We start from the raw sequence: 23,626 nt of genomic DNA, 5'->3' as shown, positions 1-23,626 counted from the left end.
ACGTTGGTAGGGCTCATGCGACTCCACCTTTATTTACAAATCATTTACATTAGACAAATAAAAAAGACATCATATTCGGACACCTTTCATTCACGATGGAACGTATATACGCAGGTTCCGAGCAATTTGCCAATACCGTATTCATAGCAGCAATATGCTGCTCAGGAGCAGCATTGATTACCTGTGCGATCGAAGCTGTACGATCTTCCCGCTGACGCAATATATTGAAGACCAATTCATGAGCTAGCGGCATTAACGCGATGCGATATCTGTCAATATTATAGATGATGCGATGATTCCATAAGGCATCACGAATGATTGTGTTGTATTGGCATTGCGGTGTAGTCACGATGAATTGACCAACCAATTCAATGGGAACTCCGCATATTTGATAATGACTTAATAAGGAATGATAAGTACTCGTTGCATTCCACTCGGGCGCATCGGTTGCATATGGATTCCATTGCTCCTGTAGCTGCTTTGCATCGGGCTCATCCGCATAGATATCCACATCACGAGGCTCCCGGCCAAGCGGTACCCCTTGTAGAACTAATCCACAGCTCCCACCTAGCATCCAGTGCTTCATATCGTTGTTCGCTGATGCTACTAATTGTTCAATTGTCCCCATTATTGGTTCGGATAATGATATCATGCCATTTGCTCCATTCACATTTGAATCCATGCTGCATTATTCAGGCTGCCAGTCACCAGTCAGGCCTATGATCAAAAATACGGCTTGTGAACTGCACGAATGAAGCCATCCGCTTCTGCAACGACCTGACAAGAGAGCCGATAACCCTGCTCGAATTCTTCTTCCTCCATACGGTTCCACTCTGCATCCGTCACTTCGGATACATATTCTCGTCCGTCTTCGATTAAGCAGCGACATCTCGCACATGTTCCGCGCGTGCAAGCATAATTCCAATCTACTCCAGATTCCTTTGCGGCATCCAGCAGAGTAGTACCTACAGGTACAGATATACTCGCTTGCTTCGTCTTGCCTATGAATAGGATGTCCACCATTCTCAATCACACTCCTTCGACCGTCTTATCGTCAATGACGATATGTATTGAGTAAAGTGTTAATTACGCCTACAAGATGGAGAAAAATCCATATACCATACCTGCAAGCAGCATAATGAACGCAATAAGCGAAAGAATACCTCGTACCCAGCCTCTCGTCTTACTTCTGGCAAAAGCAATGAGCAGTGCAGAAAAGGCCATTAGGCCTATTCCTATAAAGGATACCCACATTTTTGTCATACTGTCCATTTTCCCGATTCTCCCATTCGTTCAAACTGCTCTCATTATACCATTCGATGAATTAGAAGAGAAACGTTTTGCACGAACATGCACAAAAAAACGACACAATCAGCTACTCGCTGTCGTGTCGTCTTCTTTTTACACCAAATCGATTGTACCTGCTACTTCTTCATCAACTTCATCAATGCTTCCAGGTTGTTTGCGTTAACTCCGCTCTTCTTCACGGTGCTGACAATGTCATTTATTGTCGACTCTGAGACAGGGAGTTTGGCCATTGAAGCAACTTGCTTAATCAGCTGCCGCAACTGCGCCTCATTCTGCATCGTCGAAGGCTTCACCGTACCTGCAAGCTTCTTGATTTGATTCTCCGTTATGTTCTTGCCAGACTTCTTATTGATTGCATTCAATGCATCCTTCGGAAATTTATTCGACATATCGCCCCTCCTCGGGTCTGTACTCTATACAGTGTATGTCGACGAATAAATGAAGGTGATAAGGATACTAGCCAATAATAGAGTCCGTGCAAGCCCATCAATATCTAGGATGACCAATCCGATGTGGCCACTTCTTCAATTTCGTTCTTACGAACTCGACCCATTAAGCATTCAACTGCTGTCTTTGGATCACGAGATTCGAATAATACTCGATATAACTGCTCTGTAATCGGCATTTGGACGTCATATCGGTCAGCCAAGAAATGAGCCGCCTTCGTTGTACGGATACCTTCAACGACCATCCCCATATGAGCCAACACCTCATCAACCGCCATACCTTGACCTATCAGCGAGCCAGCTCTCCAGTTCCGGCTATGTCTGCTCGTACAAGTTACAACTAGATCGCCAACGCCCGCAAGGCCGGCAAATGTCATCGCATTCGCTCCCATCACAACTCCGAGCCGAGCAATCTCAGCCAAGCCGCGTGTTAACAAAGCAGCCTTGCCATTATCCCCGAACTCCAGTCCATCGGATAAGCCTGCGCCTAATGCAATTATATTTTTGAGCGCTCCTGCAAGTTCCACACCAATCACATCTGGATTGGTATAGACACGAAAGAAGGATTCGTTCATAAATAAATCCTGCGCATGTTCAGCAGCCTTCGTACTGGTTGATGCAACGACTACCGTTGTTGGACATTGCTTCACAACCTCTTCGGCATGGCTCGGACCTGACAGCACAGCTATTCGATCTGAGCTGCATCCAAGCTCCTCTACAAGCACTTCTGACATGCGCTTTAACGTTTCGGTTTCAAATCCCTTCGTCGCATGTACGACAACCATCTCGTCCGTCAAATACGGCTTCATCATTCCCGCAACTTGGCGCATCGCAGCAGATGGTGCTACAACAACGCAAGCCTTCGCACCGCTCATAGCCTCTTCGACGGAATTGGTTGCCCGAATGCCGGGATGCAAGGTAACGTTCGGCAGATATTTCCCGTTCGTATGCACCGTATTGATCTCTTCTGCCTGCTGTTCATTTCTCGTCCATAGATACACATCGTGTCCATTATGGGCGAGAACCTCGCTTAGGGCAGTCCCCCAGCTACCGGCTACGAATACAGCAACTTTAACGGACACGGGACACGCCCCCTTTGCTCGCGCCAAGCCGGTTCTCCGTCCCTTGAACCAGCTTTACGATATTGCTCCGATGACGATAGAATGCAAATAGGCATAACAGCAAACTGCCCCAGAAAATGCTCCAATCATATTGGAATAACAAAATAAATATCGGAGTCAGTCCAGCAAAAAGCAATGATCCTAACGAAACATAACGTTTCCAAGCAATTGAAGCAATCGCGATAATGCCAGCACATAGGGCTGGCCAAAAAGCTAGAACGGCCAGTACCCCAATTGTGGTAGCAATCCCCTTCCCCCCGCGGAAGCGAAAATAAACGGGCCAGTTATGACCAACGATGGCGGCAATCCCGCTTAGCACCATGACCCATGTGTAATCCGATAGCAAATACCCCATAAGAACGGCTACCATTCCTTTGGCTGCATCAAGCAGGAGAACCCCAGCCGCTGGCCCTTTGCCTAATACGCGCAACGTATTGGTCGCGCCCGCATTACCGCTCCCGTGTTGACGGATATCAATACCACGAAGCCACTTTCCAATCAGAAGACTAAAGCTGACTGAACCGAGAAGGTAACTCGCTACAATTGCGATAATAGATAGCGTCAATTCCGCTCGCTCCTAACTTTCGTCGGATTTCCGGCGTGTGAATATCCGGATCGGTGTCCCTTCAAAGTCGAACGCTGCACGGATACGATTATCTAAATATCGCTCATAGGAGAAGTGCATCAGTTCAGGATCATTAACGAATACGACAATCGTTGGCGGTTTAACCGCAACTTGCGTCGCATAATTGATTCTGAGACGTCTTCCCTTATCCGTTGGCGGCGGATTATAGGCGACTGCATCAGTTACAACGTCATTTAACAAATGTGTTGGAATGCGTTTGGCATGCTGCTGAGCAACATGCTGTACGACAGGAAGCAGTTTATGTAAACGCTGCTTAGTCTTCGCAGACAAGAACACAATCGGTGCGTACGTCATAAATAAGAAATGGTCGCGAATCTTGGTTTCGAATTGCTGCATAGTCTTATCATCTTTATTAACGATATCCCATTTATTGACGACGAACAGCACCGCCTTGCCTGCCTCATGCGCATAACCTGCAATATGCTTGTCTTGTTCAATAATGCCTTCTTCACCATTAATGACGACGAGTACGACGTCTGCTCGCTCGATTGCCTTCATCGAACGCATGACACTGTACTTTTCAGTCGTCTCATATACTTTGCCACGCTTGCGCATACCCGCCGTATCGATGAGCACGAACCTCTGATCGTCCTTCTCGAACGGTGTATCGATTGCATCGCGTGTTGTTCCCGCTACATCACTGACGATAACGCGCTCTTCGCCGAGTATTGCGTTAACCAGAGAAGACTTACCTACGTTCGGTCGGCCGATCAAGGCTACTTTAATGACATCTTCATCATATTCTTCATCCGATAAATCCGGGAGATTATTTACGACTTCATCCAGCAAATCACCAATCCCTGTACCGTGAGATCCTGAAATCGGAACTGGATCCCCAAAGCCAAGGCTGTAGAATTCATAAATGTCATCCATACGACTCATGTTGTCGACTTTATTTACCGCTAGAACAATCGGCTTGCCTGAGCGGAATAACATCTGTGCCACTTCTTCATCCGCTTGCGTTACGCCAGACTTCGCTTCGCACATAAATACAATTACATCTGCTTCCTCTATCGCAAGCTCCGCTTGCACGCGGATGGAACGCAGCATTTCATCTTCACCATAAACTTCGATTCCGCCTGTGTCGATAATATTGAACGGCTTGCCAATCCACTCTCCCGTTCCGTATATACGGTCACGAGTTACACCAGGCTTGTCCTCCACTATAGCCAATCGGTCGCCGATGATTCGGTTGAAAATGGTGGACTTGCCGACATTCGGCCGCCCGACAATGGCAACAATGGGTTTTGCCATGCAGTTCACTCCTTCATATTTTGCAACTATACACGTACATCATCATATCAAAAAAAGCGGGTCTTGGCTAACGTAAATGGTTGAAATACTCGAAGAAAGCGCATTTCCCACTATTGTTCGGAGCCAAGAAGCCCTTTCAAAAACCGTTCTTTCATCCACACCATCATAATTGACATCAGACGAACAAGCAGAAACGACAGCCACCATACATCCTGAACTTGCCCTTCTCCAGCAGTAATTAACGTATGCAGACGCAGATGGATGAGAACTTCTCCTAAGGTTAATCCAAGTGTCAAGATGATCCATTGCAGCTGCCAATTTGTTGTAAACAACAGAATATAGCACGAGAAGATGCCTGCTATCAGCCAAATGTTTGTTTGAGAATTCGACATTTGCATGGAAAATCGGCTTAATAGCTCGAGCCACATCCAAATTGCAGCTAGCATGGCGACATGGCCGCATACGGTAATGAGCTTTCCACCTGACTGTTGCCCAAGGAAAAATACAGCCAACACCATCCATAGCACCCATGCGCCATTTATTTGATTGCCGTATGACAACGCTATCGTCCAATTGTGAAGAAGCAGCCAGCTAAGTCCGACAATAATCACCTGTGACCGCGTAACAGCCGCGAATAGGGACGTACGCCAACCGCTTGCTATCAAGATTGCAAAGCAAACCCACACCGCTACTGACAACACACCTGATGAAGTCATCGAGACCGCGCCCCCTTCCTTGTCTGATGCTATTATTTGATGCACAGTACAAAAATAAACGGCAGACTCTAAAGAGTCCGCCGTTATTTGCATTTATGAATAGATTAGTTTTTGAACTTATTCAACATATCGCCAAAACGCTCAGCAAGCGTAACGCTCATTGCTTGGTTCGTAAGGGATACATTTGGGTTGTTCAATTCTTCTTTTACTTTTTTCTCAGCCTTCGGTGCTGGTGCTGCAGGAGCTTCTTCTGTTTCCTTGATGCTGAGGCTTACTCTCTTATCAGCAGGGTTGAAATCAAGCACTTTTACTTGTACAGATTGACCTTGCTTCAATACTTCGTAAGGTGTAGCAACGTGACGATGAGCGATTTGGGAAACGTGAACCAAACCTTCCACGCCAGGAGCCACTTCAACGAATGCACCAAAATCAACCAAACGCTTCACTTCACCTGTCAGAATATCGCCTGTCTTGATGTTGTTGCCCGCTTGTTCCCAAGGGCCTGGTTGAGTTGCTTTCATGCTTAGGCTGATTTTGCCGTTAGCAGGATCAACCTTCAGTACTTTTACTTTTACCTTTTGACCTTCGGATACAACATCAGAAGGCTTCTCAACATGGCTCCATGCCAATTCAGACACGTGAACAAGTCCATCAACACCGCCAACATCAACGAATGCACCAAATTGAGTCAAGCGTTGAACTGTTCCTTCGAGCTCTTGGCCTTCAGTCAAGCCTTCCATAACGCGAATTTTATTAGCTTCAAATTCCGCTTCCAATACATCCTTTTGGGAGAGGATAAGCTTGTTGTTCTCGCGGTCAATTTCTTTTACTTTCACGCGGAGCGTACGGCCTTTGTATTCGCTGAAATCTTCAACGAAATGACGTTCAACCATGGATGCAGGGATGAATGCACGAACGCCAACATCGGCTACAACGCCGCCTTTTACAACATCAGCGACTGTTACTTCGAACACATCCTGTGCTTCAAAGTGCTTCTGCATGTCGTCCCAAGCCTGTTCGCTGTCAACTTGACGCTTGGACAGAACAAGACGTTCCTTCTCATCGTCAATGCTAACAACCTTGCATTCAACTTCTTGGCCCACTTCAACCACATCTGCAGCATTGTCAACCGATACCGCAGTTAGCTCGCGCACAGGAATGATGCCATCGTATTTATAGCCAATGCTTACTACTGCTTGATTGTCATCAATTTTGACGATTGTGCCTTTTACGGTGTCACCTTTCTTCAAGGAAACGATGTTCTCCAACGCTTCTTGGCTTGCCGTTTCGGCAGTTTCGTTAACTTTTGTTTCTTCAGACATGTGAAATACCTCCTCGATTGAACCCCATTTATTCAAAACCCGCTCCACGAATGAAGCAGAGTTCCTTACCAACTATTGGTCACTGCATACCAGAAAAATAATACCTGTAGTATCATACCATCGAAGCAAAAACATGCATGAATTACGAAGCAGCCGTTTCCTCGAGTATAATGCGATGGATATGCTCCATAATGCGTTCAGTCGCCAGCTCGAGTGCACCGCTTCCATGCTCCAATAAGTCAGACATGTCAATCGGCGGGCCATATACGACCTTCGTCTTGCGGAACAGCTTATATTCCCCAATTACGGCAACAGGAACAACGGCAGCCCCGCTCTTCAAGGCAATCATCGCTGCACCTTTCTTCGCTGCGACAGCACCATCTGTATTGCGTGTGCCTTCCGGGAAGATCCCCATGATGTCCCCGTCGCGAAGCAGGTTAAAAGCAGTTCGAATGGTTTCTTTGCCCACTCCGCCGCGCTTAACCGGAAAGGCTCCGAGACCGTTTATAATCTTACCCAGCACTGGGACGTCGAATAGTTCAGCCTTCGCCATAAAACGAACCTTGCGATCCAACATAATCCCGATTGCTGGAGGGTCTAATAAGCTTATATGATTGGAGCAGAGGACTACACCGCCCTCTTTAGGAACGTAATCCTTCCTCTTCGCTTCAAGTCGGAACAAGAACCGGTATAATACTCGAAGCAATGCTCTTGCAAACGTATAGAACATAATTGTTACAGCTCACCAACTCTTTTGTAAATTAGCACGCTCAACGATCGTCGAAACAACATCAGCAATTGCCATTCCTGTCGTATCAAGCAGAACGGCATCTTCAGCTTGACGAAGTGGGGACACCTCACGTGTCTCGTCCTGACGATCCCGATCCGCAATCTCTTGGATAAACGTCTCAAGAGAAGCGTTCTCCTTGTCCTTCCATTCTGCATAACGTCTGCGGGCTCGTTCCTCCACAGAGGCTGTGATGAACCACTTCAATTCTGCATCAGGAAGTACATGTGTACCGATGTCTCGTCCATCCATAACGACACCTTTGCGTGTTGCCATTTGACGCTGCATATGTACCAACTGCTCACGAACGACTTGGGATTTGGCATAATCAGATGCCAAGCGGCTGATCTCAGACGTACGAATTGCATCCGTAACATCTTCACCATTCAAAATAACAAATTGCCGCTCGCCTTCCGGCTTCAGTTCCAAGGTGACTCGTTTCAGCTCTTCAGAGAGTGCTGCTGCCTCATCGGGTTGAATGCCGGCTCGTGACATGTGAAGAGATATTGCCCGGTACATCGCACCGGTATCTATGTATACATACCCAAGCTCTTGCGCAACTAGGCGTGCAACCGTACTCTTACCAGCTCCCGCAGGTCCGTCGATGGCAATATTTATGTGATGTCTGCTGTGATCTGACTGTGTCAACGGGGCTGACTCCCTTCGTAGAAAAACATTTCATGCACCATTCAAGAAAAAAGCAGGCGTTGCCTGCGACGTGAAAATTATACCACACATAGAATAGGGATGCAAAAAGGGAATCGCAGTCACCTCTTCTGCAAGCCTCTCTCGAATGATAGATTCTCTTCCTCAAAAGGAGGATGAAAAGGAACCCCTTCGAGCCTATCCACAGGCGACACCCACGGTCGAAACGTACCAACAAGCAGTAAGGATTGGGCGGCTACAACACAGAGTACGAACCATAATAACGATCGAACTAGCCATTTCGATAATAAGCCGCATATCTCTGGATGTGTGATATGTTTTGTATAAGTGCGCCATGCTATTTTACGGTTTGGTTTCTTCTTCAATCGACTGTGCATAAGAAGCCACCCCTTCGTTTTGGAAGTAGTATGGCAACCCTGCAATCAAGCTATGCACAGTTTCAACACATATGTATGTTATTTCCGTAAATCCAACTGCCGTTCAAAACAATAACGAATCAGTTTCTGCTGTTCTACATTCGCAATCTGGTCAAACTTAAGCATGATTAACTGGCGCTCATCATTGAGAGGCTGAACACGAACAATCTGCCCAGTAAAGAAAACATGCTCGATAGCACCGCTGCGGAACGGTACTGCAACCCAGCTTTGGATGATTTGTGATTCGCGCAGCCCCCATTTGGACTCAGTAACAAAGGAGAGGCCTCCACCGCTAATATCCTCTGTCAATGCTAGAAATTTCACACCATCCAACGTACTGATTGCCATCTCCAACGACGCTTGTACACGCAAATAGTTGCGTCTCTGCATTCGTGATACCCAATGGGGCTCAGGCTTCCGAATTGACATCATCGGAATGGTTTCATTGCGCCTGCCCATTACCTGTGTACGAAAATGCCACTTTACCCCATCTGATTGCGAGAAGTAGACATTCAGCTCCTCTCCATTGGAGAACAAGCCGTATTTCCCCGTCTGTTCCGACAGCGGGATTTCCATCCAGATCAGCTGTTCATTTATCTCCGTTACTCTCGCCTTATAAGCAAGCTCGTCCGCTTCATCCCGAACCGGCTGCACGTACAAGGTGTCACTGACATTCGGTAACATATGCTTCCCCTCCATGAAGATTATACCATGATACTAATATGCCAAAAAGAAAAAGGTTCCATTTTCCTTGCTAGGAATTGGAACCTTTACTTAGCTATTTATTTATGATTTGAGAAGCTTCATCTCTTCAATTTGTTCTTCTGTTCCATTGTCGGCATTAATGTACACGCGGTAAGCACCGCCATTAATTTTGCCTCCGAACTCATAACAAAGCACTTCTTCAGACAGATCATTTTTTATAAGCGACATGCGGTCATACATAACGTCCATGTCAGGATTCAGCATTGCTTGCGCCTCTTTTTTGCCCAACTTCGGCTTGCCGACCTTGCGCTCCTTGCCTTCATAGACGAAATCAGCTGCCTGCAACCCTGTAACTTCGCCATTGTCCAATGCTACGCGAGCTGTCACCTGCTGCGGATATAGATATACGCCATCTGCAACCGGAACTAGTGTAAGACTGCCTGTATTGTTGTACTCATCATAACGAACTGCAGCCATGTCAGGATAGTCATTCTTCTTCAGGAATCGTTTCGCTGACTCTTCGGCTTGCGCCATTGTCAGCTTTTTCTTGCCAACGGGACGCGTGTCCATATATGACATCAGGAAGCCTTGTTTCGTGTAGTCCATCGTGAGGGCACTGCCATCGTTCTTATATTTCGTGAACACGGTAAACGATTCATATTCGGTACCTTTGCCGTTTCTTCTAACTTGAACAGGTTCATTCGGCTTCTTGATTAGGAATTTCTCTGCTTTTTCTTTAATTTGCTGCTCTGATAGTGGATTTCCCTTCAGCATCTTCACGGAGCGCTTCGTATACACGCTCGATATGGAAGGTCCCCAGTTCAACTCCGGGTACTCGCTAACCTTTTTGTCCACCGTTTTGAAGCCGTCGATAATTGTATTGTCCATTGTCTTCTGCTCGGAGGCCATTGCCGTCTCAACATCCATCCAGCGCAAGCTTTGACTGATGACTTTATTCTGAACCTGCTGCAAGTCTTGTGAGATTTGTGCAGCATTCTGATGCAGCGTCTTCAGAATTTTCACTTCATCATCACTAAGCGGCTGCTTCGTCATATCTCTTACGGCTGCTCGATATGAGAAGTTTGAGATCCGTGATAAGAAGTCTTCTGTCTTGTTAAATGGCAGCAGCGTCAACGGCAGCTGATTAATTTCATTTTGCGCCTGGCTCGTAATTCTCCATACATTCACAAGACCTTTGCGATGCATCGCTTGCGATTTGGAGTTAACTGCAAGTGTTTGTCCCAATTCAGAATGCAGTTTATCAACATGATACGTCAAATCATGAAAGGCACGCTGATATTGGTTCTCTGCCTTAATCAATATAGAGTTCTTCTCTTGATGCTCTTGATATCCCCATACAATCGCTCCAATAAATAAGAGCGCAAAAATCGGAAACATCACTGCACTTAATCGTTTATACATGGTACAAACGTCTCCCTTCACAGCTACTTATACATCATAGTGATGTTAGTTTGCTGGATATCAGGGAGGTTTATGCATCGATTCCCATTATTGCGCTCTTATTACGATACTTATATTGGCTCTTCATCAATATGAAACGCATCTCGATTATCACAGATGCATTGTTTGAAGCCCGTTTCAATTCGACCCTTTTCCCGTTTGCCACGTAGAATGAATTTTTCGCCACAGCATTGGCAGCGAATGGTTACCTTCACCCTCACATGAGCCCTCCTTGCTACCATGTACTGCGCCCGTTCGTGCAGTGCACAACTTGAGCATGTAAATAATAGCATTCCCATTATTGCTCCATATTAACCTCATCTTCCGGATTCATTAATCGGAGCGGAGATCGGGCATTGGCACGACGTACTTTCCCCATGCCGTAGTACCAGAGAAACAGCATCAGCGGCACGATGAACCATAGCCAGTAACGGGTGGACATCATTAGGATAAGATCATATACTCCATGCCAGAACAACGGTAATCCAATCGAGTACATTAAATATTTACGTGAACGTCCGCCAAGAAATTTTGCCTTTCCCATGTAATAGCCCATGATGACACCAAATAAGGCATGTCCGGATACAGGTAGCAAGGCACGCACGAGCATTTGAGAGAATGATGTCTGATTGAGCCATGCATACATGACATTCTCTATGGTAGCAAATCCGAGCGACACCGCAACTGCATACAAAATCCCATCATAGTGTTCATCGAACTCTACATGATTGTAGATCATGTGGTACAGAACGAACCATTTGACAAATTCCTCTACACCGGACGAGATTAGAAAGGAATACACATACGGATTGTTTCCCCACCACAACACAAGGCCATGCTGAATAATCATGATCGGGAATACAATAAGAAACCCCAGTAGAAAGACACGAATGACCATATGAATCGGTTCATAGTCATATCGATCCTTCAAGTAGAAATACGCCAGCAATGCGATACCTGGAGCGATTGCTGCTGTTAGCAAAGGCAATATAGGCGTCGAAGCTTCACCAGATTGTGCCGCCATCTGAGAAGTGTCTGCGACTAGCATGCCGATAGCAGTTAGCAAAGTCACCTTCCCATCCTCCTTTGGCGACTATACATAAAAATAATGATCATTAGGATAAAAGTAAGTATACCATACGTTTACAAAGTACGCTTACCCTGTCGAATGCTAGGAATAAATGATGGTTTCAAATAAAGATATCGAAACGGCAGTGTCCAAATCATTGGAAAATGCATATATTGGTTGACGTAGCCAACTGCTGAAAAAACACGAAACAGGGAGCCCGAATTTTTCACTTGCCATGAAAAATCACAAGCCCCCCTGTTCACGGACGCATATTAAACTGTCCTACGCGCGACGCGGACTGAAATGTGTACAAGTAACGTCGATGGCATCCTCTGCAATGATACACTTCCCATACTCCTCCAGAACAGCTGTCGTCACTGACGCCGCTTCTCCATACTCAGCCATGATTGCAATGAAGGCTTGCAATCGCTGAGGATCCGTATTTGCCGGCTCCGCATGGAAAATCCACTGTCCATTATATTGGTAGAGCGCACCTGGTACGGTAAAATTGCCATGAACCGTATGTGCCGCCTCGATGAAGTCTTCAAAATCTCGAAATGCGAATACGATCGTATCGCTCTCCTCAAGCGTTACTTCCATTTCATATACATCATCCAACTCGTCATCCTCAATGCCGTCACCATGACCTGAAGCATGGTTCCACTGCGTTCGCGTTACGATAACTACCATACCTTGTGCAGGCATTGCGAATACTTCTACGGCTAATGGTCCCGTCGCATCAAATCCGAGTTCGGTATACGCCTGATCCATCATTTCCGCGAACAGTTCCTGCAGCTTAGACATTTCCCGCCACAGATCGTCGCGTTTGATCCCGCGCTCAGACAAATCGTCGAACGTAAGGAAAATTCGAATCTTGTCTTGACTGATACGTTCGATCTTCATGACAGGACCCTCCTTTGCAACTTCGGTTATAACAGATTATGAAGCAACATATAATATGTGCTGAAAATGGTTCTATGTATTTCATGTTATCATTTCTTGTATGGATTTGCACTACATAAAATAGTTGTCAGAGAGTAAATGTACCAAACATTGAAGAAGCTGCCGAAGAAAATCGGCAGCTTCTAAGATAAAATTTCCTCAGCTATCAGTGAGTGGACTGTTGTTCTTCGAACGGCTTGCTGCGTGGAGCAGCTTGCGTTTTGGAAACGCTAGATACTGTTGTAGTAGACGTTTCTGTTTTCACAGCTGACAAATCGGATGGCGTCGGAGCCAGCCCATTTTCACGCAAAATCGCATCCACCTTGCGCTTCACTTCTGGATCCCGCTCAATCAGTTCCTTGACGCGATCCAAGCTGAATGAGTCCGACTTAGATGCCTCTTTGGACAACTTCTTCATGTCAAGCAAGGAAGCAATATCCGGCATATTGGACGTCGTTACATCCATAACCTTATCCTTCGCTTTGCCAACCACATCCTGGACGACATTGCCTGCAACATGCAATTTGGATTGCAAATTAGCCAGCGAACGTCTGTCAGCCAAGTACATACCAGCCAGAATGCCAATGGCTGCACCAGAAATGAACGATGTCACTTTCACTGTTGTTCCCTCCTTCAATTCGTTAGGATCAATTGTAGTGTGAGCGCAACTGTATCGAACCATCCGGTAAAAAATCAGGAAATCTGGCCATCAATGCCCGAACGAAGCGTAATAAAATGTGCCTCAGGCTTACATAATAAACGAAAAGGAACATGCGAGGTGCCGAACCCCTTCGTGATAAACAATGTTGTAGAACCTTGTCCAAGAAAATTATGCCAGCCACATAGATATTTGCGGTAAAACTTAGAGGTGCGAAGTGGCCCGTATCCAGGCAGGTAAATTTGCCCTCCGTGCGTATGTCCTGACAATACGAGATCAATCCCTTGCAGCTCAGCCTTGCGCAAGGACAGCGGATCATGTGTCAGAACAATGGTGCAGCTAGGCTCTTGTTTAGGCTCACTCATAGCAAGCTTCACATTCGTTCGCTTCGAGCTATAGTCATCCCAACCAACAAGCCATATAAATTGACCATTCTGCTCCAACCGCATTGCTTCATTGTCCAGCACCTTAACACCTAGCTGATTCAGCTTATCATCTAACTCTCGAACATTGGCCTTATAATCATGATTGCCATGTACAGCCGTTACAGGCCCTAATTGGCGCAGCTTTGCTATATTCTCTACACTGGATTCCAGATGAGCACCTTGATCAGTCATATCCCCACCGACCAGAAACAAAGAAGCCTGTCGATGACCCAAAATCTGCTCAATATGTCTGTCAGTCAATTGCCTTCGATGAAAGTCACTTATAAAAAACAAGCGGACCCCGTCGAATGTCGACGGCAACCGCTTCAGCACCACTTCTTCTTCTGTAATTGTAAACCCCCGTGCTTCCCATAACATATAAACAACAAGCACTCCGGCTGCTGCCAGCAAGCCTGCAATGATAGTAAAAGCAACCATCATCGATTACCCCTCCAGCCCCAGCTTATGACGACCCCAAAATAGTAGTCCAATTAACAATCCTACAAATAATAAAAATAGAAAATTATAAAACCATTTTGTCAGTCTAACATAACTCGACGGAAATAACTTCTTGCGTGACGGCAATGAACGATCATCCATATCTTCATCTGATGCGGAGATATTCTCTGCAAGATGAAGCAGCTGTTCTTCCGATATCGCATGGTTGCTGTCTTGTTGCTCCGTATGTGTGTCTTTCTTCGATGAATTTTCTCTCAATGAACGTAAAGCATCTAGTGCCGGGCTATGTAGGTCTGGCTCTTGCTTGCGAGAGAACCCTCGAAATAAAGGGTGTGGGTGATTCTCGCTCATACTTCCCTCCGAAATCGTATAATGAGTCCCATAATGAGATCAATGATAAAATGTGCTAGTATAGGAGCCCACAGGGTTCCTGTCCACTCATAAATAGTACCCAAAGCAAAGCTAATTAGAAACACCATTCCAGTTGGTAACCAATGGCGCAAATAACGTACATGGATAGCTGCGAAAATAATACTCGTCCAATATGCTCCAAATGCGTGCTGTATTGCCCCGCGAAAGAGCATTTCCTCACATACGCCAACGATAAAAGAGATAGCAATTATATGCCATATTGGACGATTGCGGAAGAGCTTTTCATTCACCCCACCGTCGTCCGTCATATCATCAGGAACAAATCTAGAAACCGCGATGTCAACAACAATAACTAGAGCAGCCAATCCGGCTCCAAGCCATAGCCATGACAGATTCGATGTCTGTGTAGTTAGCAATAAGAAAGGATTTCTGCCTTGAAGCCAAATCCACACCAAACCGAGAATCAGTGTGATTCCCTGTGTTACATACAAATTAAGAAGAAGCACCTTATCATCTAACTGTTGTATGTCTACTTGTCGAGATTTGAAATCATTCCATTTCTGTTTCATTACATCCCTGCCTAACGAGTTAGCAATCCATATTATATCCCTCAATAGATGCATCATATCAGATTGAAGATGGTTCATTCAAGTTGAGGATTCTGCAAAATCTGCGATTGTATTGCCTAATGCGACACTGCCTTGTAAAATAAATGCACTTCACACGAAAGGAGACCGATTTTTTTGCCTGCATCTATGCATTTCAATTGCACCTTCTATTTCGATGACGATCTGAGAGAGGTTCCGCACTCCCTCTCTGATATGTGTAATGCCATTGCTTATATAAAAGAACAGACTCAATCTGATCAGCAGAATCAAGAGGAATTAGGAAGACAATACGGAATGCTGGGTGTTTACAGCCGAATTGTCGGCAATTACGCGGACAGCATTACGTACTTAACTTCCGCAATCTCTATTCATTCTGCAATGAACAATGCTAAGCAGGTGTGGATCAATAAGCTCCGTCTCGCTCATTCCTATCAATGGATGCGTAACTTCCACACATCGAACCGCATGTTCGACGATCTACTGGAACATTCGATTTCGAACGATCAACATTTCAATTTGCTTGACTTTCTCTATCAACATTATGGTAAAAATCTATATGACCAATACAAGTACGAATCAGCTCTCCCTTGGTTTGAAAAAGCATTAAAAATCCGAACAAAGTCCGAAAACGAAGAACTGATCCATTCTTCCCAAATCGCAATAGACGCCTGTATAAAACATATTCTTAAAGAATCCGGCAAATCATCATAATCCGTACAATTTACAAATACTCCACAGTTATGTTCGTATAAAAATCTATTGACACCCTAACATTTGCATGGTACATTAAGTAAAATTTCATGAGTCAAACGGTGAAGGAAACGAACATTCAGTGAAGCCTGCAGAGAGCCGATGGTCGGTGTGAATCGGTGGCGGATTGACTTGTTCCAGCGTTCCGGAGTTGTTGCGTCGAACCCTGATGACAGTAGGCGTAACCGAATCGAACCCGTTAACGTTCGGCGTCTAGCATAGACGCGTAAGGCTGCTTGTGCGAATAAGCAGCGAATTAGGGTGGCACCACGAAGATGGAACTCTCGTCCCTTACTACGGTCGTAGTATGTGGACGGGAGTTTTTTGCTATATTCATAACCAAGGCCTCATTTCAACAGCAAGATAACGGCATTGCCGTTTCTAATACATATGAAGCTATGCTCAGGAGGGAGAATTCCATGTTTAAAGTACTAGTATCAGACCCGATTAGCGATTTCGGGATTCAGAAGCTTGTTGACGCAGAGGATATTACAGTTGTAAAGCAAACGGGGTTGTCGGAGGATGAGCTGGTTGGCATTATCGCAGATTATGATGCTCTGCTCGTTCGCAGTCAGACTCGCGTTACAGCACGCGTCATGGAAGCAGGTAAGAAGCTTAAAGTCGTGGGCCGTGCGGGAGTCGGTGTAGACAACATTGATCTGCAAGCAGCCACACAGCACGGAATTATCGTAATCAATGCTCCTGATGGGAATACGATTACAACTTGTGAGCATGCTTTTGCCATGATGATGGCATTATCCCGTCATATCCCTCAGGCTTACGCAAAGACAATCAATGGAGTATGGGATCGCAAGACTTTCCTAGGTGTCGAGCTGATGAACAAAACCCTTGGTGTTCTTGGTATGGGTCGTATCGGCAGCGAGGTTGCCAAGAGAGCGAAGGCATTTGGCATGGACATCATCGGATATGATCCATTCATGACAGAAGAGCGTGCTGAAAAATTAGGCGTTAAGCTTGGCACAGTTGATGAAATTATTCGCGCAGCCGATTTCCTGACGGTTCATACACCATTGACGCCTGAGACGAAGCATATGATTGCTCGTCCACAATTCGAGGTCATGAAACGCGGTATGCGCATTATTAACTGCGCACGTGGTGGAATTATCGATGAAATGGCACTTGTCGAGGCAATTGATGAAGGCATTGTGGCAGGGGCCGCATTCGATGTATTCGAGGTTGAACCTCCACAACCGGATCACCCATTCTTGAGTCATCCGAAGATTATCGTCACACCTCACCTTGGCGCATCCACTGTTGAGGCGCAAGAGAACGTGGCTGTCGATGTTTCGGAGCAGGTACTGCATATTCTACGCAATGAACCGTTCAAGAATGCAGTTAACATGCCGCCGATTGCGCCGGCTGTATTGAATAAAATCCAACCTTACTTCACACTTGCGGAGAAGCTGGGGCAATTCGCTTCACAAATGACAAAGAGTCCAATTCTTGAAATCCTTGTTAACTACTCTGGTGATCTGGCTGAGGTCGATACGCAAACTATTACGAGACATATCGTGAAAGGCGTTCTCACCCAGCATTTTGGCTCAGATGTGAACATCGTCAACTCTGTTCACCTTGCCAAAACGCGCGATATTCATATTATCGTTCAGCAATCCCACGTTGCCAAAGGGTTTACAAATCTGTTGTCCGTAACTTTGAAGACGAACACAGAAGAACGACTCGTAGCTGGTACATTGTTGAACGGATATGGGGAACGTATCGTACAAATTGACAAGTACCCTGTAGACCTCTCGCCAGAAGGGCATCTGCTAGTAATTTCGCATGATGATAAGCCTGGCGTAATTGGAATTGTCGGTACACTACTTGGATCAAATGGTGTTAACATCGCAACCATGCAAGTTGGTCGGAAAATTGTCGGAGGGTCTGCCATCATGGTGCTTTCCGTCGACAAAGCCATTCCAGAAGAGGTAATCGCAAAACTGAAAGAATCTACAGACATTAAAAAAGCCAAAGAAATTGTGCTGTAAACCGAACTTATCCTTCATCAGCTCGTGGAGTAGTGGAAACTGTTCCACGAGCATCAAGATTAATCGGAAAATTGTGCCCTCGTCTGACACATATTCCAATCGTCATTCTACAAAAAAACACCCTATTGCCGCTGAACTGCGCAATAGGGTGTTTTGTGTCATATACTGGTTTGTGTTGGCTGTACGGGTAGAGCAATGGAGAATGTAGTTCCCTTCCCTAATATGCTGTCGACTCGGATATGACCCTGATGTGCTTCAATAATATTTTTGACAATCGCTAGACCTAGTCCTGTGCCGCCTGAAGGGCCGCGTTTGCGTGCCTTATCAGCCTTATAGAATCGTTCGAACACATACGGGACATCCTCTGACGGAATACCCTGACCATGATCCTCAATGTGAATCCACAACCACTCATTGTCCGTACGTTCCGTCCGAATATGAATCGGTTGTCCTTCAGAGGAGTGGCGTAGTGCATTGTCCAGCAAATTCGTCAACACTTGCTCTAACCGATCTTCATCCGCTTCAGGAAGAATTGGATCCATCGCATGAAGTTTCATTTCAATCGGTATATTACGTTCCTTCGCAAGTACTGTGAATTTACGATAGACTCGGGAAGCAAGTTCGTGAACATCCGTCTCTGCTTTGTGCATTGGCAGATGGCCCGCCTCCATGCGAGCTAGGTCGAGCAGATCCTTCACCAGCCTTCCCATACGCAAGGACTCGTCATGAATAACCTGAACAAGCTCTCTGCGTTCCTCTGGCGAAGCAGCTATATCATCCAATAATGCCTCACTATATCCTTGAAGCATGGACAGTGGAGTACGAATCTCGTGCGATACATTCGCGACGAAGTCTTTGCGCAGCTTCTCCAGCTGCACTTCTTCGGTCACATCCCGCAATACGGCTACGGCACCGCGTACGCGGCTGTCTGCATGCAGAGGCCCCATCACAACAGACCAAACCTGCTGCTTCACATGAACACGGGTCGTAACCTCCCGAGCTTCAGAAATAACGGTATGAAAAATGGGTCTTAACGGCTCCGGCACTCCGGATGCACCTGTCATATCTTCATCGATCGCCCAATCCATTCCATTCCAGCGGCTCATGACTGTTTCACCATGCGGGTTCGCGAGCAGCACCTGTCCCGATGCATCAAAGGTAATAACAGCATCCGTCATACTGCGCAAAATACTCGCTAGATGCTCCTTCTCATGCTGCAAATCCAAAATGGTGGAGTTCAGTTCCTCCGCCATATGATTAAACGTCTGGGACAACTCCCCGATTTCATCAGAGGAACGAAGTGCTACTCGTGTGGAGTAATCGCCTTGACGAATCGTATCGGCCGCTTGCTTCAGCTTACGAAGCGGTTGCGTAATCTTCGTAAATAAGAAGAACGCAAAGAAAGTTGTAAGTGAAAATCCAATAATTCCTGTATATACGAACAACTGCTTGATATCGTTCGGATGCGCGAAATTGCTGTCAATGTAATGCAGCAAATACAGACCTAAAATGATAAGTACGAATGCAACTAGACCAATAATGGTCATCCACAACTTGCCGACAATGCTTCGCCAAAATTTCACGTTATTTTGGCACCTCGAGCTTGTAGCCGACACCCCATACCGTAGTGATCATAGTAGCTGCTTCTGGCGAGACCTTATTCAACTTCTCACGCAGGCGCTTCACATGTGTATCTACAGTACGAAGGTCTCCAAAGAACTCGTAATTCCATACATCCTTCAGCAGCTCTTCTCTTGAGAACACCTTGTCCGGAGATACCGCCAAATAATGCAGCAGTTCATATTCCTTAGGCGTCAAGCTAATCTCTTGCCCCCCTGCTGTCACACGATGTGCATCATGTTCAATAATGAGATGCGGGAATACAATGTTGTTGCTTGCCTTCGGATCGCTTGTCAAAAAGGCTGTAGCCGAAGATCGTCTCAGGACTGCCTTCACCCGGTAGATGACCTCGCGCGGACTGAAGGGCTTGACGACATAGTCATCTGCACCAACTTCGAAGCCCTGCACTCGGTTAATCTCTTCCCCCTTGGCTGTCAGCATTATGACTGGCGTCGCCTTCACTTGTCTTAAGCGCGTGCATACTTCTACACCGTCGATGCCTGGCAGCATCAAGTCAAGAAGAATGAGGTCATACTCTTCACTTACAGCCATTCGCAGCGCTGCTTCTCCATCTTCCGCCTCTTCAATTTCAAAACCTTCTTTTTCAAGGTACATTTTCAACAGTCGGCGTATCCGCTCTTCATCATCGACGATCAAGATTCGATTCACTTGCTCGGACATGTATGACTCCCCTTTCCACCATAAAAGAAAACCTCAAGCGAAGCCAAGTGCGGCTGCAATTGATGAGGTTGGTAGCTCTAGCTGTAATATAAGCAGGCAACTCGCAGGATGCTCCTCTCGTCGTCGCCTTGATACTTGGCTCTATTATAGCAAAAATGTGAACGACTGGGGTACTCCTTGTTCGTAATCCCAGTCGTTTCATCTTTTTTCCATTTGTTAACCTTTATTTTTATACCCCTGAGTAGGAATGTAGGCCTGATATCACCAAGTTCACCCCAACAAGTGTGAACATGACGATGATAAATCCAATTACCGACATCCAAGAAGACTTAGTTCCCTGCCAGCTGCGTGCTAGACGCAAGTGCAGGTAAGCGCTGTATGCAAGCCAAGTCACAAGCGCCCATACTTCCTTCGGATCCCAGCCCCAAAATCTTGACCATGCAACCTGGGCCCATATCATTGCAAAGATAAGTGCGCCTAACGTAAAGATCGGGAATCCTATCGCGATTGAGCGATAGCTAATCTCATCCACAGTGTCTGGATCTATCCCATGGAATAAGGGTTGAAGGGCCTTCGCGATTGGCTTGCGCAGCAGCAAGCGAATTAATCCGTACAAGATCAGTCCCGCGATGACCGACCATACTACCGTATTCAGCTTCCGGCCCGCTTGAACTCCCTTCATCCAGCCCGGTGCTTCCATTAACGGCAGCTTCATGCCTAGGAAAGAGGGTAGTGATTGCAAGGTAGCTTCATCACTTAAATGCGGAGCCACAAGCGGCGGCATTGTATAGGTGACCATCTCCAAGCCTGTCTCGATCTCTCCTCCGGTCTTGACCGTTTCAACCTTCTGTCCTATAACCACCTCATAGCTTGCAGCACGAAAACTGTATACGACCACGATAAAGCCGATGAATACAACGATGCAGCCCATTGTGAACTCAAGCCAGCGCTGCGGCTTGCGCGAACTTCCAGCATCCCAACGGACGGTACGCAATAAGTAGAGCAGTCCTGCAACGAAGGCTACCGCAAAGAAAGCATAGCTAAGTGCCGACATCGTCACATGAAGCTTCAGCCATACCGAGTTCAGCTGTGGAATAAGCGGCTGTACCTCGCTTGGAAAGACCGATGCATACGCCATCATCAAGAAGGCGAGCGGTACAGCAAGGAGCCCTAATACAGTGCTTCGGTAAATAAGGTATACAACGATAAATGCACCGATAATCATCATCGACAAAAATGACATGAACTCATACATATTGCTGACAGGGATATGCCCAGCGTATGCCCAGCGCAATCCGAAATATACGATCTGGCTAATAAATCCAAGTATCGTTACACCAAATGAAATTGCTCCCCATCTGCGTTCGAAGCGAACGGGATCGCGAGTTTTCATCTTCCGGCCAGCAACAGTCACGACGTACAAAATAAAGGAAAGACAAAACAAGAAAAACGCGATAATATATGCGTCCTGACTCCATTGCAAAGTCACGCCTTATTCCCCCCACGATCGATCGATTTGGCATCTACTTCTACGTGAACAGCTCCGAGTGCACCCGCCACCTCATTCCGAATTCCATACCAGTTCTTATTCGTATGGGCACCGAGCAGCAAGCGATTGCCGTCGATTCGAAGCCATATGCGGCGATGCTGCCAATAGAAGCCCATAACTAGACCGATCATACTGATACCAGCCCCAATCCAGATGAGCGGCAGCGCCGTCTCCTTACGCACGGTCATATAACTGATTGAATTCGTATAGATGATATCTTTCATGGATTCTAATCCGATGCGAAGATTGGGCATCGAGCCAGACCCTAAACTCTCTCTCAGCTTGGCATTAATGTCATCCTGATGAAATTGATCTTTGTCCTTAGGCAGCGCGAAATACAAGTAAGGCAAGCCTTCACTTGGGAGATTCGGCCCCTTAATCAAGAAGCTGAATGCAGGTGCGTTCGGGTTTTGCGATTTTGTAGTCAGTTCTCCGTTTTTGCCAATTGCAAAATCCAAGTATTTCCCTGTCAGTTTCAGTGAATATGGACCTGCTTGAAACTCCGTAGCCGTATTCTGCACCCGAAGTTCAAACTTGCCGTATACCTCTCCTGTGTCCACATTGCTAAGTACAGGGCTTACCGCAACGAGACGCGATTCAAAGTCGCTCTGATAGACCATGAGCCCTTCATATTCAAGCGGTGAATTCAACTGTATATTGTGCTGAGCTACCTGTTCAAGCACAGGCTTCACACGCGTATCACCACACTTGTCCACACACTTGAACAGTGTCGCCTTCGTCTCGAACAGCTTCGGTATAACACGCCCTTCCTTCACGAACTGCTCAGGCATATCTTCCTTGCCGTAATATTCAACTGTAAATTTATCATTCTGCAAATAATAGGGAGTTCCGGGTATTTCACGGGCTTCTCCTTGCGGGAAGCCGTCATAATAATCGTAATGCCAGCCTGGGATGCTGCGTGCAAGTATAGCAAGCAAGAAGAGAATAAGTCCGATATGGTTGATGTACGGCCCCCAGCGGCTGAACCGGTTCTTCTCAGCTAATAGCGCCTCATTATCCTTAATAACTCGGTAGCCTTTCTTCTTGAGTACGTTCGACATGTTATCCAGCCAAGCTTCAGCATCTTGGTTTATTGATCCTTCATAGACAATCCGCTGTCTCGAAATAAACTGGACATGCTTACGTATCTTCTGCCGATGTAATGCACGATATAACGGAAGTACACGATCAATGCTGCAAATGACCAGTGAGGCGCCGATCATGACAAGCAATGTAATGAACCACCAGGATTCGTATGTATGAGACAAGCCAAGCATATAATAGATTTGTCCCAATGTACCGTACGTGCTCTTATAATATTGTGTCGGGTCTATGCTGAGAAATGAGCTTTCCTGTGGGTAGATGGTGCCGAGTGACGCACCAATTAATGTAATGACGATAAGAATAACCGCCACTTTTACTGAGGAGAAGAAATTCCAAATGCGATCAATCCATGACGGACTTGCCTTCTGTGACTTACGCGCAACCCCGTCATAACGCATTTCCAGTACGGAATCCACCTCATCCCCTTCAAATAGCGGCTTGCCGCAGGCCTCGCACAATACAGTTCCTACTGCATTCTGATGGCCGCATTCGCACTTCGTATTCTCAAACCGCACAGCCTAGTCCTCCTCCCCTT

General features: G+C 46.2%; 26 protein-coding genes and 1 other annotated feature. Of the genes, 2 read left to right on the top strand and 24 right to left on the bottom strand.

Features of this window, described 5'->3' with window-relative positions; genetic code table 11:
• Positions 1-49: 49 nt before the first annotated feature.
• The 20 genes from M3661_RS06375 to M3661_RS06280 form a co-directional block, all read right to left on the bottom strand.
• Entirely contained in the window at positions 50-652 is a 603-nt protein-coding gene (locus tag M3661_RS06375) for a nucleotidyltransferase family protein (protein ID WP_251483043.1), read from the bottom strand.
• A gap of 71 nt (positions 653-723) precedes the next feature.
• Positions 724-1,023: a 2Fe-2S iron-sulfur cluster-binding protein gene (locus M3661_RS06370; protein ID WP_251483041.1), complete on the bottom strand. Its 300-nt coding sequence runs from the start codon at positions 1,021-1,023 to the stop codon at positions 724-726.
• Positions 1,024-1,092: 69 nt separating this feature from the next.
• Positions 1,093-1,272 (bottom strand): DUF2768 family protein, encoded by a 180-nt coding sequence (locus tag M3661_RS06365; protein ID WP_065290844.1) that lies wholly within the window; start codon positions 1,270-1,272, stop codon positions 1,093-1,095.
• Between the two features lie 152 nt (positions 1,273-1,424).
• Positions 1,425-1,697, bottom strand: a complete 273-nt coding sequence (locus M3661_RS06360) for a stage VI sporulation protein F (protein ID WP_021252899.1) — start codon at positions 1,695-1,697, stop codon at positions 1,425-1,427.
• Positions 1,698-1,801: 104 nt separating this feature from the next.
• Positions 1,802-2,836, bottom strand: a complete 1,035-nt coding sequence (locus M3661_RS06355; protein ID WP_251483039.1) for an NAD(P)H-dependent glycerol-3-phosphate dehydrogenase — start codon at positions 2,834-2,836, stop codon at positions 1,802-1,804.
• Positions 2,826-3,440 (bottom strand): glycerol-3-phosphate 1-O-acyltransferase PlsY, encoded by a 615-nt coding sequence (gene plsY, locus M3661_RS06350; RefSeq protein ID WP_065290843.1) that lies wholly within the window; start codon positions 3,438-3,440, stop codon positions 2,826-2,828. The genes M3661_RS06355 and plsY overlap by 11 nt, the downstream gene beginning before the upstream one ends.
• 12 nt (positions 3,441-3,452) lie before the next feature.
• The gene (der, locus tag M3661_RS06345) at positions 3,453-4,775 is read right to left on the bottom strand and encodes a ribosome biogenesis GTPase Der (protein ID WP_021252902.1); all 1,323 of its coding nucleotides are present in this window, start codon (positions 4,773-4,775) and stop codon (positions 3,453-3,455) included.
• A gap of 110 nt (positions 4,776-4,885) precedes the next feature.
• Complete coding sequence (locus M3661_RS06340; protein ID WP_251483037.1) at positions 4,886-5,491, bottom strand: hypothetical protein; 606 nt, start codon at positions 5,489-5,491, stop codon at positions 4,886-4,888.
• A 104-nt stretch (positions 5,492-5,595) separates the two neighbouring features.
• Positions 5,596-6,813: a 30S ribosomal protein S1 gene (rpsA, locus tag M3661_RS06335; RefSeq protein WP_065290841.1), complete on the bottom strand. Its 1,218-nt coding sequence runs from the start codon at positions 6,811-6,813 to the stop codon at positions 5,596-5,598.
• A gap of 142 nt (positions 6,814-6,955) precedes the next feature.
• Positions 6,956-7,543, bottom strand: a complete 588-nt coding sequence (locus M3661_RS06330; protein ID WP_021252905.1) for a lysophospholipid acyltransferase family protein — start codon at positions 7,541-7,543, stop codon at positions 6,956-6,958.
• Between the two features lie 12 nt (positions 7,544-7,555).
• Entirely contained in the window at positions 7,556-8,248 is a 693-nt protein-coding gene (gene cmk / locus M3661_RS06325; RefSeq protein WP_065290839.1) for a (d)CMP kinase, read from the bottom strand.
• A gap of 119 nt (positions 8,249-8,367) precedes the next feature.
• Entirely contained in the window at positions 8,368-8,643 is a 276-nt protein-coding gene (locus M3661_RS06320) for a hypothetical protein (protein WP_251483017.1), read from the bottom strand.
• A 78-nt stretch (positions 8,644-8,721) separates the two neighbouring features.
• Entirely contained in the window at positions 8,722-9,366 is a 645-nt protein-coding gene (locus tag M3661_RS06315) for a flagellar brake protein (protein WP_251482999.1), read from the bottom strand.
• A gap of 102 nt (positions 9,367-9,468) precedes the next feature.
• On the bottom strand, positions 9,469-10,809 hold the full coding sequence (gene ypeB / locus M3661_RS06310) for a germination protein YpeB (RefSeq protein ID WP_251482997.1): 1,341 nt from the start codon (positions 10,807-10,809) through the stop codon (positions 9,469-9,471).
• Positions 10,810-11,146: 337 nt separating this feature from the next.
• Positions 11,147-11,872 carry a glutamic-type intramembrane protease PrsW gene (gene prsW / locus M3661_RS06305; protein WP_138189433.1) on the bottom strand — a complete coding sequence of 242 codons (726 nt, stop codon included), beginning with the start codon at positions 11,870-11,872 and terminating at the stop codon, positions 11,147-11,149.
• Between the two features lie 327 nt (positions 11,873-12,199).
• Positions 12,200-12,820, bottom strand: coding sequence for a genetic competence negative regulator (locus M3661_RS06300; RefSeq protein ID WP_021252911.1), 621 nt, complete (start codon positions 12,818-12,820; stop codon positions 12,200-12,202).
• A gap of 205 nt (positions 12,821-13,025) precedes the next feature.
• Positions 13,026-13,478 (bottom strand): hypothetical protein, encoded by a 453-nt coding sequence (locus M3661_RS06295; RefSeq protein ID WP_021252912.1) that lies wholly within the window; start codon positions 13,476-13,478, stop codon positions 13,026-13,028.
• Positions 13,479-13,552: 74 nt separating this feature from the next.
• On the bottom strand, positions 13,553-14,383 hold the full coding sequence (locus M3661_RS06290) for a metallophosphoesterase (RefSeq protein ID WP_251482995.1): 831 nt from the start codon (positions 14,381-14,383) through the stop codon (positions 13,553-13,555).
• 3 nt (positions 14,384-14,386) lie between these two features.
• Positions 14,387-14,752, bottom strand: a complete 366-nt coding sequence (locus M3661_RS06285) for a hypothetical protein (protein ID WP_021252914.1) — start codon at positions 14,750-14,752, stop codon at positions 14,387-14,389.
• A complete protein-coding gene (locus M3661_RS06280) occupies positions 14,749-15,342 on the bottom strand; it encodes a type II CAAX endopeptidase family protein (protein WP_065290875.1) in 594 nt (197 codons plus the stop codon). Before M3661_RS06280 ends, M3661_RS06285 begins: the two co-directional genes overlap by 4 nt.
• 174 nt (positions 15,343-15,516) lie before the next feature.
• On the opposite strand from M3661_RS06280, the gene M3661_RS06275 reads away from it, so the two are divergent.
• Both M3661_RS06275 and serA read left to right on the top strand, forming a co-directional pair.
• The gene (locus tag M3661_RS06275; RefSeq protein WP_251482993.1) at positions 15,517-16,092 is read left to right on the top strand and encodes a tetratricopeptide repeat protein; all 576 of its coding nucleotides are present in this window, start codon (positions 15,517-15,519) and stop codon (positions 16,090-16,092) included.
• A gap of 92 nt (positions 16,093-16,184) precedes the next feature.
• Positions 16,185-16,426, top strand: a binding site (T-box leader).
• Between the two features lie 124 nt (positions 16,427-16,550).
• Positions 16,551-18,137, top strand: a complete 1,587-nt coding sequence (serA, locus tag M3661_RS06270; protein WP_251482991.1) for a phosphoglycerate dehydrogenase — start codon at positions 16,551-16,553, stop codon at positions 18,135-18,137.
• A gap of 158 nt (positions 18,138-18,295) precedes the next feature.
• On the opposite strand, the gene M3661_RS06265 is transcribed toward serA, so the two are convergent.
• From M3661_RS06265 to resB, 4 genes are all read right to left on the bottom strand, one after another.
• Entirely contained in the window at positions 18,296-19,720 is a 1,425-nt protein-coding gene (locus tag M3661_RS06265; RefSeq protein WP_251482989.1) for a sensor histidine kinase, read from the bottom strand.
• Position 19,721: 1 nt separating this feature from the next.
• Positions 19,722-20,438: a response regulator transcription factor gene (locus M3661_RS06260; protein WP_021259234.1), complete on the bottom strand. Its 717-nt coding sequence runs from the start codon at positions 20,436-20,438 to the stop codon at positions 19,722-19,724.
• 229 nt (positions 20,439-20,667) lie between these two features.
• Positions 20,668-21,927, bottom strand: coding sequence for a cytochrome c biogenesis protein CcsA (gene ccsA / locus M3661_RS06255; RefSeq protein ID WP_021252919.1), 1,260 nt, complete (start codon positions 21,925-21,927; stop codon positions 20,668-20,670).
• Positions 21,924-23,606, bottom strand: coding sequence for a cytochrome c biogenesis protein ResB (gene resB / locus M3661_RS06250; protein WP_251482987.1), 1,683 nt, complete (start codon positions 23,604-23,606; stop codon positions 21,924-21,926). Before resB ends, ccsA begins: the two co-directional genes overlap by 4 nt.
• Positions 23,607-23,626 lie beyond the last annotated feature (20 nt).

It is taken from the genome of Paenibacillus sp. MER 180, assembly GCF_023713665.1.
GTDB classification, from domain to species: Bacteria; Bacillota; Bacilli; order Paenibacillales; family Paenibacillaceae; genus Paenibacillus_B; species Paenibacillus_B suaedae.
This window is presented reverse-complemented; position numbering and strand designations above follow the sequence as displayed.